Annotated in this window: 15 protein-coding genes; 11 read left to right on the top strand and 4 right to left on the bottom strand. The window is 60.9% G+C overall.

Going from position 1 to position 13,671, the window contains the following annotated elements; all coding sequences use genetic code 11:
* Window positions 1–20: 20 nt before the first annotated feature.
* Genes LIX15_RS17520 through LIX15_RS17500 form a run of 5 tightly spaced genes read left to right on the top strand, consistent with a single transcriptional unit; the run spans window position 21 to window position 4,413 of the window.
* On the top strand, window positions 21–458 hold the full coding sequence (locus LIX15_RS17520) for a hypothetical protein (protein ID WP_227774617.1): 438 nt from the start codon (window positions 21–23) through the stop codon (window positions 456–458).
* 56 nt (window positions 459–514) lie between these two features.
* Complete coding sequence (locus tag LIX15_RS17515; protein WP_227774615.1) at window positions 515–1,411, top strand: rhomboid family intramembrane serine protease; 897 nt, start codon at window positions 515–517, stop codon at window positions 1,409–1,411.
* Window positions 1,411–2,220, top strand: a complete 810-nt coding sequence (locus LIX15_RS17510) for an endonuclease V (RefSeq protein ID WP_227774613.1) — start codon at window positions 1,411–1,413, stop codon at window positions 2,218–2,220. Before LIX15_RS17515 ends, LIX15_RS17510 begins: the two co-directional genes overlap by 1 nt.
* A 25-nt stretch (window positions 2,221–2,245) precedes the next feature.
* Window positions 2,246–3,097 carry an SDR family oxidoreductase gene (locus tag LIX15_RS17505; protein ID WP_227774612.1) on the top strand — a complete coding sequence of 284 codons (852 nt, stop codon included), beginning with the start codon at window positions 2,246–2,248 and terminating at the stop codon, window positions 3,095–3,097.
* On the top strand, window positions 3,094–4,413 hold the full coding sequence (locus tag LIX15_RS17500; protein ID WP_227774610.1) for a glycerate kinase type-2 family protein: 1,320 nt from the start codon (window positions 3,094–3,096) through the stop codon (window positions 4,411–4,413). Before LIX15_RS17505 ends, LIX15_RS17500 begins: the two co-directional genes overlap by 4 nt.
* Window positions 4,414–4,505: 92 nt before the next feature.
* Here the strand turns inward: LIX15_RS17500 and LIX15_RS17495 are convergent, their stop codons facing one another.
* Both LIX15_RS17495 and LIX15_RS17490 read right to left on the bottom strand, forming a co-directional pair.
* Window positions 4,506–5,543: an ArsA family ATPase gene (locus LIX15_RS17495; RefSeq protein ID WP_227774608.1), complete on the bottom strand. Its 1,038-nt coding sequence runs from the start codon at window positions 5,541–5,543 to the stop codon at window positions 4,506–4,508.
* A 708-nt stretch (window positions 5,544–6,251) separates the two neighbouring features.
* Window positions 6,252–7,352: a pyridoxal phosphate-dependent aminotransferase gene (locus tag LIX15_RS17490; RefSeq protein ID WP_227774606.1), complete on the bottom strand. Its 1,101-nt coding sequence runs from the start codon at window positions 7,350–7,352 to the stop codon at window positions 6,252–6,254.
* Window positions 7,353–7,426: 74 nt separating this feature from the next.
* Here LIX15_RS17490 and LIX15_RS17485 point away from each other — a divergent pair, with 74 nt between their 5' ends.
* Genes LIX15_RS17485 through LIX15_RS17475 form a run of 3 tightly spaced genes read left to right on the top strand, consistent with a single transcriptional unit; the run spans window position 7,427 to window position 8,869 of the window.
* A complete protein-coding gene (locus LIX15_RS17485; protein ID WP_227774604.1) occupies window positions 7,427–7,786 on the top strand; it encodes a nuclear transport factor 2 family protein in 360 nt (119 codons plus the stop codon).
* A gap of 58 nt (window positions 7,787–7,844) precedes the next feature.
* Window positions 7,845–8,348 (top strand): CinA family protein, encoded by a 504-nt coding sequence (locus tag LIX15_RS17480; RefSeq protein ID WP_227774602.1) that lies wholly within the window; start codon window positions 7,845–7,847, stop codon window positions 8,346–8,348.
* Between the two features lie 41 nt (window positions 8,349–8,389).
* A complete protein-coding gene (locus LIX15_RS17475) occupies window positions 8,390–8,869 on the top strand; it encodes a metal-dependent hydrolase (protein ID WP_227774600.1) in 480 nt (159 codons plus the stop codon).
* A 33-nt stretch (window positions 8,870–8,902) separates the two neighbouring features.
* Here LIX15_RS17475 and LIX15_RS17470 read toward each other — a convergent pair whose 3' ends face one another.
* Window positions 8,903–9,637, bottom strand: a complete 735-nt coding sequence (locus tag LIX15_RS17470) for a PHP-associated domain-containing protein (RefSeq protein WP_227776926.1) — start codon at window positions 9,635–9,637, stop codon at window positions 8,903–8,905.
* A 109-nt stretch (window positions 9,638–9,746) separates the two neighbouring features.
* On the opposite strand from LIX15_RS17470, the gene LIX15_RS17465 reads away from it, so the two are divergent.
* The 3 genes from LIX15_RS17465 to LIX15_RS17455 are packed head-to-tail and all read left to right on the top strand — an operon-like array spanning window position 9,747 to window position 12,764.
* Window positions 9,747–10,388, top strand: coding sequence for an HAD family hydrolase (locus LIX15_RS17465; RefSeq protein ID WP_227774598.1), 642 nt, complete (start codon window positions 9,747–9,749; stop codon window positions 10,386–10,388).
* A 47-nt stretch (window positions 10,389–10,435) separates the two neighbouring features.
* Complete coding sequence (locus LIX15_RS17460; protein ID WP_227774596.1) at window positions 10,436–10,747, top strand: DUF7565 family protein; 312 nt, start codon at window positions 10,436–10,438, stop codon at window positions 10,745–10,747.
* A gap of 46 nt (window positions 10,748–10,793) precedes the next feature.
* The gene (locus LIX15_RS17455) at window positions 10,794–12,764 is read left to right on the top strand and encodes an AMP-binding protein (RefSeq protein ID WP_227774595.1); all 1,971 of its coding nucleotides are present in this window, start codon (window positions 10,794–10,796) and stop codon (window positions 12,762–12,764) included.
* Window positions 12,765–12,876: 112 nt separating this feature from the next.
* On the opposite strand, the gene LIX15_RS17450 is transcribed toward LIX15_RS17455, so the two are convergent.
* Entirely contained in the window at window positions 12,877–13,644 is a 768-nt protein-coding gene (locus tag LIX15_RS17450; RefSeq protein ID WP_227774593.1) for an aldo/keto reductase, read from the bottom strand.
* Between the last annotated feature and the right edge of the window lie 27 nt (window positions 13,645–13,671).

Raw genomic sequence — 13,671 nt, 5'->3', positions numbered from 1 at the left:
TCGAGATAGATGCAAATAGCATGGTGTCGCGTACTGCCGACTCTACGGTACATTCCGCGACGTGCCGGGACGACACGTGTAATGTGTTACTGTTCGCCTCCGGTCTCGCGCTGGTAACTCGTGGTGTTACCGGTTCGTCCCCCGCGGATGGGCTTTTCGCCGTTTTGGGGGTGCAGGTGGGTACCACCGCGGCAGTTTTCTTCCTGTTCGCGTTCGTGGTTGCCGCCGTCTACGCGAGCCGCGGCGGGTCGCTACTCGACTGCTTGGTTCTCGCGTCCGCGCCGTTGACCGGTCTCATGCTCTCGATTTGGGCGGGTGTTCGCTCGTCCGACCTTCCGCTCTTCGAGTTGGAAACCCTCGCACTCTGTCTGCTCTCCGGGACGGTTATCGGGACGACGGCATACCTCGTCGGACTCGGCGTTCCGCGACTTGTCGGGCAAAATCGAACCGGGACGTAACCAATCCGGAGCCCTCACCCAAACCCATTTGACCTGTCGGTTCAAAAGTCGGAACAATGGCGCAATGCGACGAGTGTGGGCAACACGAGAACATGCCGTACAAGTGCCGGATGTGCGGCAAAACGTTCTGTGGCGACCATCGCCTTCCGGAAAATCATTCCTGTCCGGGGTTGAACGAGTGGAACGACCCGAAAGGCGTCTTCAAAAGCGGGTTCGACGACAGCGTGAATCAACAAGGTCGAAGCAGTAGCTTCGGCATCGACACCGGCGCGGGCGGACCGCTGGCCTACTTCCGCGGAAACATGACGTTCGTCTTCCTCGGTTTGATGTGGCTGACGTTCCTCGCCGAGTTCTTCGTCCTCAATTTCGTAGGAGAACAGGCGTTTGCCGAGATATTCCTCCTCCAATCCACCCACATCGAGCGCGTCTGGACGTGGGTGACGTCTATCTTCGCACACGACCCGGGCGGATTCTTCCACATTGCTATCAACAGTATCGTGCTGTACTTCTTCGGCCCTATCGTGGAACGCCGTATCGGGAGTGCGAAGTTCACCGTCCTGTTTCTGGTAACGGGAGCGCTCGCGGGACTGGCTCAAGTCGGTACCGCTGCGATCACGACGCCCGGGGTTCGGTCTGCCGTCCTCGGTGCGAGCGGTGCTGTGGCCGCGATAATGGGCGTTCTGACAGTTCTGAATCCGAACCTCCGTATTTACATCTACTTCATCCTCCCGATGCCGCTGTGGATAGCCACCCTGTTGTTCGCCGTCTATTCTGCGTTCACCAGCGTCGCGTTCGGTCCCGGCGCGGGCGGCGTCGCACAATTGGCCCACTTGGCGGGACTCGGACTGGGCCTGCTGTACGGTGCGAAGTTGAAGCGAGAAGGAGAACGCGCACCGCAGGAACTCCAATTCGGTGGCGGCGGGCGCGGCGGCATGGGCGGTAGACGGTTCTAATGTGCGTCGTCCATCCCGAATTTGCGCCGGACGCTTCGCTGTCGCGCGAGGAGATGGAAGCGCTTCAGCACGAGGTGGCGGAGACGGCGATTTTCGAAGACGAGTTCGATTTCGACCCGGAGCGCGTTCGCAGCGGGCCATCCGATGACGGCCAGACGCAGCTCCCGAGCGGGAAAGAGAAAACGGCAGAGGATGATCCAATCGTGGTCGGCGTCGACCAAGCCTTCGTCGGCGAGAAAGCGGTGAGCGCCATCGTCGCGGCCCGCGACGGCGAGGTCATCGAGCGAACCCACGCGGCCGTCGAAACCGAGATTCCGTACATTCCCGGTCTGCTCTCGTTTCGGGAGGGAACCGCGATATTGCGAGCGTTCAAAAAACTGTCGGTCGAACCCGACCTCGCAATCGTTGACGGAAGCGGGCGAATCCACTACCGGGAGGCCGGAATCGCCACCCACATCGGCGTCATGCTCGACCTGCCCGCGATTGGGGTGGCAAAAAACCTGCTCTGCGGAAAACTGCGCGACCCGCCGCAGGGCCACATGCGCGAAGGGGAGCGGATTCCCGTTCTCGCAAACGACCGAGTTACTGCACCGAATGGGACGGTTATCGGCTACGCGCTCCAATCGCGCCAGTACGACAACCCCGAGAAGCGCCACGTCAATCCGCTGTACGTCAGTCCTGGCCATCGCGTGAGCGCCGAAATGACTGCAAATCTCGTCTGGCAGCTCTGCGCTGGCTACAAACTCCCGGAACCGACGCGGCGCGCGGACGCCTACGCCGACGAAGTGAAACAAACCGTTGGTTCTTAGCCACCCCCGTCCGAAAGAAGGGCCAATGACTGAGACTGTGCTGATTACGGGTTGCTCGTCGGGAATCGGTCGCGAAACCGCGCTTTCGTTCCTCGCTGACGGCTGGGAAGTGTACGCGACCGCACGCAACCCCGCCGACATCGAAACGCTGGGAGAGAAGGGGTGCAACATCGCCACGCTGGACGTGACCCAAGACGACGACATAGAGCGAATCGTGTCCGAAATAGTGGGGGACCACGGCCACATCGACTGCCTCGTCAACAACGCGGGCTACGCCCAACCCGGCCCCGTGGAGGACGTACCGATAGAGCAGGTTCACGCGCAGTTCGACGTGAACGTGTACGGACCGCTTCGTCTCGCTCGGGAAGCCCTGCCGCACATGCGAAAGCGCGGCAAGGGAACCATCGTCAACGTCTCCAGCGCGGTCGGTCGCGTCTCGGTTCCGGGCATGGGAATCTACAGCGGGTCGAAGTTCGCGCTGGAGGGCATCTCCGACGCGCTTCGCTCGGAAGTGGACGAGTACGACGTTGACGTCGTGCTGGTCGAACCCGGCCCGGTCGATACAGCATTTTACGACCGCGCGAACGGCGAAATCGAGGGTGTCGAACGCTCCGGTGCCTACGAGCGATTTTACGAGATGTACGGCGACCGGCAGGCTATCGACGGCGGAATGCCCGGCGCGGTTCATCCCAAAGAGGTCGCCGACACAATTCTCGATTCGGCGAACGTCCAACATCCCAAAGCCCGGTACCCCGTCGGAACCGTAGCGGAACTCACCGACTACGCCCGAATCCTTCCCGCGGAATGGTTGGATAAGCTGTACGGCGCGGTTTCGAATCTCACATCGAGCAACTGGGCGAAGAAGTTCCTCGGATGATTTCGAATCGAGGGGCGCTTTCGACGACGCCCGCCCGCGAAATCGCACTGGCCTGTCTCGAAGCGGGCATCGAAGCCGCGCACCCGAAAGCGGTCATTCGTGAGAAAACGGCGCTGAATGACGATCTTCTTCGAATCGGGAACTCGCGGTACGACCTCTCGGAGTACGACGAAATCGTCGTTCTCGGCGGCGGGAAAGCGTCCGCGCAGGTCGCCGCCGCACTCGAATCGATTCTCGGGGAACGAATCGACCGAGGTGCGGTCGTCACCAACGACCCGGCGGAAACGACTCGAATCGAGATGCTTCCCGGCGAGCATCCAATCCCAAGTAAACAGGGTGTCGAAAGTACGAAGCGAGTCCTCGAACTCGCAGACTCCGCCGACGAAAACGCGCTGATTCTCGCGGCCATCACGGGTGGCGCGAGCGCGCTCCTGCCCGCCCCAGCAGACGGCGTTTCGTTGGCCGATATGCAAACCGTGACTCGCACCCTACTCGATTCGGGCGCGACCATCGACGAAATCAACGCGGTCAGAAAACACTGCTCGGCGCTGAAAGGCGGGCAACTCGCCCGAACCGCGGCCCCCGCAACCGTGGTTGGACTGCTGTTCAGCGACGTGGTCGGCGACGACCCGGGTATCATCGGAAGCGGGCCGACCGCACCGGACGAAACGACGTTCGGCGACGCACTCGCCGTCCTCGACCGATACGGAGTGGAAACGGACACCGGATCCGCGATTCGAACCCGATTCGAGCGCGGCGCCGCCGGGAACTTTCCGGAGACTCCCGACGCGGGCGATGCGGTTTTCGAGCGCGCCACGACTCACGTCTTGGCGTCAAATTTCACCGCGCTCCGCGCCGCACGCGAAACCGCAAACCGACGCGGCTACGACGCGATGATCCTCTCTTCGCGCGTGAGAGGCGAGGCACGGGAATCCGCGACGACTCACGTCGCAATCGCGGAAGAGATCCTGGAAACCGGGAATCCGATTTCCCCACCCGCGGTTCTACTGTCGGGCGGCGAGACGACCGTTTCCGTCCGCGGAGAGGGCTCCGGCGGGCCTAATCTGGAGTTCGCGCTCGGGGCGCGTTTGGAACTCGCCGAGGGAGTGACGGTCGCCAGCGTCGATACCGACGGAAAGGATGGAAGTACCGACGCCGCGGGTGCGCTGGTGGACCGGAACACATCGAGAGACGGTGGGCAAGAGGCCCTCCAAGAAAACGACTCCTACCGGTTTTTGGAGTCGGTCGGCGCGCTCGTCGAAACTGGTGCGACCGGAACGAATGTGAACGACCTCCGGATTCTGGTCGTCGAATAGCCGTATTCGAAACGAATCCCGTAATCTCGATTTCAAGCCGTCGTTACCGCGGGTTATGTTCGTGTTTCGCTAGTTTACGCCCGCGTCGAACCTCATTCCAAACAGGCCGCGACGACGCGCAACATCTCTTCGCCCCGCACCTCGTCGGCGAACAGGGGAACGCGTTTGATGTCGTGGCCGCGGAACACGTCCTGCGCTTCCTGTAGGGCACCCTGCTGAACGTCCCACCGTTTCTGGCAGAACTCGCAACTGTCGAGGTTCGGGGTGACGAACTGGCTGGAATCGACCGCGTCCGTCACGTCGGCCAGATTCTCCATGACGCGGTTGACGACCACAGTTCCGACGGGGATGTCGAACTCGTCCAACTGCGTGAGCAGGCGTTTGGATTCGAACACGCTCATCTCCTCGGGAATCATCACGACCCGAAAATCCGTCTTCGATGGGTCGCGGAGCGTCGTTCGAAGGCGCTCGATTTGGGCCTTCATCGCGTCTAAGTCGTCGATTCCTTCCTCGGGATCGCCGCTTCCGCCGAACATTCCTTTCATGCCGTCCATCATCCCTTGGAACCGCTGACGAAGCGAGACGATTCGGCCCACCATCGTATCCATAATTTCGGGCAGTTCCAGCAGTCGAAGGGTGTGTCCGGTCGGGGCCGTGTCCACGACGACGCGGTCGAACCGGTCGTCGTCCAGAAATTCGATGAGTTTCTGCATCGCGGCGGCCTCGTCCGCCCCCGGCATCGCCCCGCCCAGCAGGGACGCCATCGGCCCGTCTTCATCGTCGCCGAGCATCCCTCCCAGCGGGCTATCCCCCCCGAGCATTCCGGCTTGGTCTTCTAACGCCGCGTCCGGGTCAATCTCCGCGGCGTACAGCGGAATCTCCTCGCGGATTCGCGTCGCTTCCGCGGGAATCTCGCACTCGAACGTATCCGACAGCGAGTGCGCCGGATCGGTCGAAACGACCAGCGTCCGGGTTCCGTCGCGGGCGCTCGCAAGCCCCGTCGCCGCGGCGCAGGTCGTCTTTCCGACGCCACCCTTGCCGCCGTACAGTACGTACTCCGGCGCCTCGATGCCCGTCGGAACGTCCCCCTCGTCGATTCGTTCGACGGCCTCCACGTCGATTTCGGCCATACCGGAAGTATCCGGTGGAGGGTTGTGTAGCTTCTGTTGTCGTCGTCGCGTGTTCGAGTCGGATGTTTCGATGAGACTGTCGCGCTCTAAAAGGTAGTTTTGCGAATGTCCCTAGGTAGCTCCGACTCCAAATGACCGCCACCGCACCGCCAGTCTCCCCACTCCTCTCCGCCGGCGCGGGACTGCATTCGTGTCTCACTTCGTTCGCCACTCGTGTGAACGCGCTGGCGAAACCCTGTGATTGGCCACACAAGCGATGTGGCAGGCGCTGACGAGCAGAAGTGAGGTAAAGCCGCGCCGAGGGATGAAGCTTGCAAGACGCGTCGCGTCTTGCTGACCTGCGGCCGTGGCCCGCAGGTACCGCAACGAAGTGAGGAGCGGAATCGGGTGGGGAGGTTCGTGGTTGATGCGGGGCGGTCGCGGTCATTTGGAGTCGTGAATTACCCAGACACAGGAATACCACCGAAGCGAGCAACAGCGATTTCCGAACAAACACAAACCACATTCTACCTCGTACCTGCTTCCGAGAGTTCAAATACGAAGCCGAAACCAAACACGGTGGACGCTTCCGGTTGGCGGATGAAAAAACCCAATTCGGAGACCGATAGTCTGCCTAACCCACCGTGCCGAATCCGGATGGGTGCGCCAATCCAATGAGTGACGCCAATCCAACGAGACTGGACGGCATCCTATAGAAGTCCCTTGATCTTAGCCGAAGTAGTCGGCGAGTCGCTCCGCGGCCGCCTCCACCTCCGGCGTGACGAGCGCGAACCGAATCCAGTCGTCGCGCGACGAGCCGAAGGCTTCACCCGGCATGCCAGCCACACCCGCCTCGTCGATGAGTTTCTCGACGTTCGAAAGTGTGCCGGGGAAGTCGGGGAATCGAGCCATGACGTAAAATGCCCCATCTGGTTGCGAGTAGTCCGCGCCCGCGGCGTCCAACGCATTGGTAAACGTCTCCACTCGGGAGTTCAACAACTGCCGATTCTCTTCGTAGTAGTCCGGCGCCGTCCCACGAAGCGCGTGGAGTACCGCGTACTGCGCCGGGCGACTCGTCGCTACGTTCGTCAGCATGTGCCGGGTTTTAGCAACGTCTACGAGTTCGGGCGGGAAGATGGCGTATCCGACCCGGAACCCGGTAATCGCGAGGGATTTCGAAAACGAGTTCGTCACGACGCGGTTGTCGGAGTCGAAGGAAAGCGCGCTGGTAAATTTGCCCGAAAAGTCGAAGTGGTCGTACACTTCGTCGCTGACGAGCAGTGCGTCGTACTCCTCGGCGATAGCCACGAGTTCGCGCATCGTCTCCTCGTCGTACACCGCTCCGGTTGGGTTGTTCGGCGAGTTCACGACGATTCCGGCGGTGTTCTCGTTCGCCTGCTCGCGGATCGCACCGGGCGAAAGCGTCCCGTCCCGGTCGGTGGCAACGAATCGCGCCGTCGCGCCGAGCATCTTCGTTTTGCCGGGATAGTACGGATACACCGGGTCGGTCAGGATGAACTCGTCGCCCGACTCCCGCTCCATCGCGCGGGCCATCGCCAGATAGTTCGCCTCGCCGCCGCCGCAGGTGACGACGACCTGCGACTGGTCAACGTCTCGCCGCGCGGCGATTTCCTCGCGTAGTTCGATCAGTCCTTCGCTCGGCGGATACTGAAACTCCGCACCGCCGAGGTCGGCGTACTCGTGCAGACCGTCCGTGATTCCCGGCGGCGAACCCCAATCGGGGTTCCCGCTGACCATGTCGATAACGTCGTGTTCGGCTTCCATCGCGTAGGACATCACATGAAAGAACAACGGGGTATCGTAGTCCATACCGGGTGGTTGTAGTACTGGCAAGTCTTTCTTTCGCCCGAAATCATTAGCTGTCCGGAAACCGCAGTCACAGTATGGAGCCAACTGTCAACCCGGATGCGGTGCTGTCGTACTACGATTACATCGACGCCGAAGCCTACGAGGACGTGTTTTCTTTGTTCGCGGACGACATCGTCTACGAGCGTCCCGGCCAACAGTCGCTGTCGGGGATGGAGGAGTTCCGTGAGTTCTACCTCGACGGCAGACCGCTCGAAGACGGTGAGCACGAAATCGGACAGGTGGTCGTCGGCGACGACACTGTGGCCGTCCGCGGACGATTCAGTGGCGTCCAAAACGGCAAGCGCGTTTCGTTCGGCTTTTCGGATTTTCATCGATTCGACGCGGACGGCAAGATAACCGAGCGTACGACCTACACAGACCGCGATACGGTCTGAGTAGCTAAGCGGTATCTAACCCCCTACTTTCTTTCTCGCCCGGTGCGTTTCCTCTTCCATGACCACCGACACCTCTCCAACCGAACAACTGCTTGGCGACGCTCTCAGGAACGCAGGCGCGACCATCGCAACCGCGGAATCCTGTACGGGCGGCCTCATCGGGTCGTTGTTGACTGACGTTGCGGGATCGAGCGACTACTTCGACCGCGGGTTCGTCGCCTACTCCTACGACGCGAAGATGGAACAACTCGGCGTCGCCCGCGAGATACTGGACGAACACGGGGCCGTGAGCGAACCCGTAGCGCGCCAGATGGCCCGCGGTGCGCGGGACGTTGCCGGAACGACGTGGGGTGTCGCCACGACCGGAATCGCGGGGCCGACGGGAGGAACGCCCGAAAAACCGGTCGGCACCGTCTTCATCGGCGTCTCCTACACGGGTGAGTGGGGAACCGGAGAGAGCTACGCGACCGTCGAACGCTACGAGTTCGACGGAACGCGGGCAGAAATCAAAGGGAAAATCGCGCGACGGGCGCTCGCCGACGTTCGTTCCGAAATGGGCTGAAAAGGAAAACCTTGATACTGCGGGGTGGGACGTGCAATCGAATGAATCGGAAAGAACACGTCCTGAACGCCGCACTGCTGGCTATCGGACTCGGATACGTGCTCCATCCGTCTGGCGACACGACCACGTTCTACACTATCATCGAAGTCGGGGTACCGGTCATCCTCGGGGCGCTCTTTCCCGACGTGGACACCGCCTTCGGTAAACACAGAAAGACGCTCCACAACCTGCCGGTGCTGGGACTGTTTTACGTCTTCCCGATGGTGTTCGGCAACCTCGAGTACGTCTGGATAGGCGTCCTCACGCATTACGCGCTGGACATGCTCGGAAGCAAGCGCGGACTCGCGTGGTTCTACCCCTACGAAAAGGAGTTCGGCGCGCCGTTCGGCGTCGCCGTGAGTAGCACCCACGCGACGTCGGTGACGCTCCTCGTCACGGCGTTCGAAGTCGTCGTCGCGGCGTTATTGGTCCACCGCCAGTTGGTCGTGAATGCTGGGCTCACGGCTATCGGACTCCAGTAATTCGGAAATCAGCGTCTCGGTCGGTGTGAATAGTCAGTACACGCTCACGTCGTCGAACCGACCGCCGTATTCCTCCCGATCCGGGTGTGTCGCTTCCATCCCCGAAAGCACCAACCGATTGAATTTCCCCCACGTGTTTTCCCAGCCGAGATGGGCGAACTCCGCCCGTCGGCGGAGTTCGTGAGAACGTCCAGTTCGATGGACGACCCGAGCGAGGCCGCCGTCACGGATTCGCTCCACCAGTTCTGCCGCGGTTTTGACGTGCGCATCGAGCGTGGTCCAAGCCTCGCCGACGCTCCGGCGAAGGTGCGCATACGACGACCCGAAGGCCGGTTTATCCGTGTCCTCTACGATTTCTTTCGCCCGGCGATTGTGTCGCCCGAGCTGTTTCGGATTGTACGTTTCGACGGCGTGAATGACATCGCCGTGAACACGAACGTCCGCTTCCGAGAGGCCGACGTTTAGAAACTCAGGGTGGGGAATTAGGATGGCGGCACCCTGTCGCTCGAGTTCTCGCATGGCACCCGTGAGCGTGATGAAATCCGGAACAGGGTCGGTGAGTCCAACCGCGAGGACGTGCTTGCGGTTGCGCCACGTTCCGGTGAACACCTCCCGCGCCGGAACGATGAGCAGTTCATCGTCCGAAAACAGCTCCACCTGCTGACGTATCTCCGGGAGTCGAACGAAATGCGGCGCGTAAACTAATGCATCGAGACCACGGTCTTTTGCCCGTTGGACGACCTCTTCGTCCAGAACTTTGACATGCATATCGACACGAAACTCGTCGCAGTCGGTCACGCCGTACTTTTGCGAGGGTCGGACGATAGTGGTTCTGGTTTCGGGAGCTAGAAGTAAGGATGTGAGAAGGTTTCCATCGATGATGGCTCTGTACTTCGACCTCGATGGAACGCTAACACATCACACTTCCACCTTCGAAGAGACGTTCGAACGCGCGCGGCGCGAAGTAGGTGTTTCCGACCACGACGGCCTCCACGACGAATACGTGTCGTCCTTTCTCGACTACTTCGGGGAGTGCCATCCGAAACCGTATCGGGCCGCATTGGACGACCTTTGTGACGAGTTCCGCCTCGATACCGACGGCGAAACCTTTGCCAGTACGCTCATCGAGGCGGAACTTTCGCACACCGAAGTCACCGACGGCACGCACGACCTGCTCGCTTCGCTCGCGGACGACCCCGACCGCGAACTCGGCGTTTTAACGAACGGCGCGGGACACGTCCAGCGGGCGAAGCTGGAAACGAACGGTCTCGACTCGCATTTCGACGCCGTGGTCGTCTCCTGTGAGGTCGGCGTCGCCAAGCCCGACCCGGAGATTTTCGAGATTGCGAAACGTGAGCTGTCGGGAGAGAAGTTCGCTTTCGTCGCGGACGATATAGAACGCGACGTGCTTCCGGCCCAACGGGTCGGATTTACGGGCGTTTGGCTCTCGGAAAGGGTCGATTCGCGGGCCGATAACTGCATCGAGGAGCTATCGGATGTCCAAACCCGTCTCGTCTGACGAGCAGGAAAAGGTTTTATCATCGGGATTACAGAGTCAACACACGAATGCCCGCCTGGGAATGTGACATCGACGGCTGTGGGGAACGCTTCGACAGCGTCGAGAACGCCATCGTCCACCAGACGACGGAACACGAGCGCCGCGAGTGTAAAGTCTGCGGAACGGTCGTGCCGGATGGTTATTTCGCCATCCGACACGCCTTCGAAGAGCACTCGCGCGCCGAGTACGTCCGTGCGTACGACGCCGATTCGAGCGCGGTTCGGACGCGGGAACGAATCCGAGATGAAATCGAGGATTCGGCGAATCTTCAGCAGGTGGTCGAGCGACTCGACGGAACCAAAGGTACAGAACTCCCCTGACAGGACGAAGTAAACTATTTTGAGGCGGGTACGCAATCGTTCCAATATGGATACGCTTGCGGACGTAAACGAAATCGTTCACGAACCGTCCGACGAGTTCGTGGAGTCCACGAACGTCTGGCAGTTCATGCAGGAATACGACATCGCGGATTACGAGGAACTCATCGAGAAGACCTGCGGCGAGGTGGACTGGTTCTGGGACGAACTGGTCGAGTACCTCGGCATCGAATTCTACGAGGAATACGATGCGGTTCGTGACGATTCGGATGGGCCACAGTTTTCCGACTGGTACTCCGGCGGGAAAATCAACATCGCGCACAACACGCTCGACCGGCACGCCCAGACCGACAGTCCGAACCGGAACAACGTGGCCTGCATCTGGGAGGGAGAACCGGGCGACGTTCGGGAAATCACGTACCACGAACTTCAGCGCGAATCGAACAAGGTGGCGAACGCGCTCGAAGAACGCGGCATCGGCACGGGCGACACCGTCGGTCTCTACATGCCGATGGTGCCGGAGGTCAACTCGATTCTGTACGGCATTTTCAAGGTCGGTGCGATTGCAGTACCCATCTTCTCCGGGTTCGGCACCGACGCGACCGCGACGCGAATCGAGGATTCTACATGTTCGGTGCTGTTTACCGGCGACGGCTTCTACCGCAGGGGGAGCGAAATCGTCCTGAAAGATACGGCGGACGAAGCGATAGAACAGGTCGGCCACGTCGAACACACCATCGTCTACGAACGACTCGGCGAGGACGCGGATATTCCGTGGAACGACGAGCGAGACGAACGCTGGGACGAGGCCGTCCTGACACAGGAAGACGAGTACGAGACGAAGGAACTCGACGCGAGCGACGAGTCCATGCTGTTGTACTCGTCGGGAACGACGGGTAAGCCGAAGGGCATCGTCCACACGCACGCCGGACAGTTGATGCAGTGTGCGAAGGAGATTTACTTCGGCTTCGACCACAAGGAGTACGATCGTTTCTTCTGGGTGTCCGACATCGGGTGGATGATGGGACCGTGGACGCTCATCGGCAATCACGCCTTCGGCGGCACCGTCTTCATGTACGAGGGCGCACCGGACTACCCCGACCCCGACCGGTTCTGGGAGATGATAGACCGCCACGGCCTGACGACGTTCGGTATTTCGCCGACCGCGATTCGGGCGCTCCGTCAGTACGGCGACGAATGGCTGGAGAATCACGACCTCTCGTCGCTCCGTTTGCTCGGTTCGACCGGCGAACCGTGGGATCCGGAATCGTGGCAGTGGTTCTACGAGAACGTCGGCGGAGGCGAAGCACCGATCATCAACATCTCCGGGGGTACCGAAATCTGTGGCTGTTTCCTCATGCCGATGCCGATTCAGTCTCTCAAACCGTGTACCCTCGGCGGGCCGGGACTCGGAATGGATATCGACATCGTGAACGAGCAGGGCGAATCCATCGTGGACGCCCACGAGCGCGGCTACCTCGTTGCGCGCGACTCCTGCCCCAGCATGACGAAATCGCTCTGGTCGGGCGACGAGCGCTATCTCAACACGTACTGGTCTACGTTCGACGACATGTGGAACCACGGCGATTGGGCCCAGAAGGACGAGGACGGCTTCTGGTTCCTCCACGGGCGCTCCGACGACGCCATCAACGTGGCTGGCCGAAAGGTCGGTCCCGCCGAAGTCGAAGGCGCACTCATGGACCACGAGGCGGTGAATCAGGCCGCCGCTGTCGGCGTGCCGGACGACACGACCGGACAGGCCGTCGTCACCTACGTCATCCTCGAACCGGACGTGGCCGTCAGCGACGCGCTCCGCACGGAACTGCGCGAGCAGGTCGGCGACGAACTCGGCAAGCCGTTTCGCCCCCGCGAAATCCTGTTCGTGGACGAGTTCCCGAAAACGCAGTCGGGAAAAATCATTCGTCGGGCAATCGAAGCGGCCTACACGGGCGAGGAGTTGGGCGACATGAGCAGCATCGAAAACCCGGGGTCGCTCGACAAACTCGAAGACGCGAAGTAAGGAAATCGGAAGCCGGAAAATCGAAAATAGAAATCCGATAATCGGAAACAACGAGTCGGTCGCCGTCGGCGACCGACTCGCTATCCGAACCGACTCGCATTCCACCCAAACGCTACTCGAACAACTTTTTCTCGCGGTCGATCGATTCGATTCGGGCTACATCCTCCGACGTGAGTTCGAGATTCGTCGCGCGCAAATTCTCGCGGAGGTGGTCGTCGCTCTGCGAGCGCGGAATCGGAACTACACCTTTCTCCACGAGCCAGGCGAGCGCAACCTGCGCCTCTGTCGCGTCGTATTTCTCGGCAGTGGCGCTCAGTTCCGGCAGGTCGAACACGTCACCCTGTGCGATTGGCGAGTAGGCCACCAAATTCGTACCATGCTGACGACCGTCAGCGAGGAGGTCGGCCTGCTGAAACAGCGGGTGCATTTCGACCTGATGGGCGAAAATCGGCGCGTCGAGAACGTCGCGCGCCGTGTCGAGTTCTTCAGACGTAAAGTTGCTCACGCCGACGTGCTGGATGCGTTCCTGGTCCAGCAGTGCGTCGAAGGCGGGAAGCGTTTCTGCCGGGTCGTAGGCTTCGATTGGCCGGTGGACGTAGAGCAGGTCAACGTACTCGACGCCGAGTTTGTCGAGGCTGGTTTCCGTACTCGCAATCACGTCGTCGTGCGCGAGGCTATCGGCCCACACTTTCGTGGCGATGAAAATCCCCTCGCGGGGGACGTTGGCGAGTTCGATTCCCCGTCCGACGACTTCCTCGTTCTCGTAAATCTGTGCGGTGTCGAGGTGGCGATAGCCCATCTCGATGGCGCTGGCGATTCGCTCGGGGTCGGAAATCCCCATCGTCCCGAGACCGATTTCCGGAAGCGCGTCGGGTGACATGGCCGAAAATTCACGGGGCGAGAACCT

It is taken from the genome of Haladaptatus pallidirubidus (genome assembly GCF_020700235.1).
Classification (GTDB): Archaea; Halobacteriota; Halobacteria; order Halobacteriales; family Haladaptataceae; genus Haladaptatus; species Haladaptatus pallidirubidus.
This window is presented reverse-complemented; position numbering and strand designations above follow the sequence as displayed.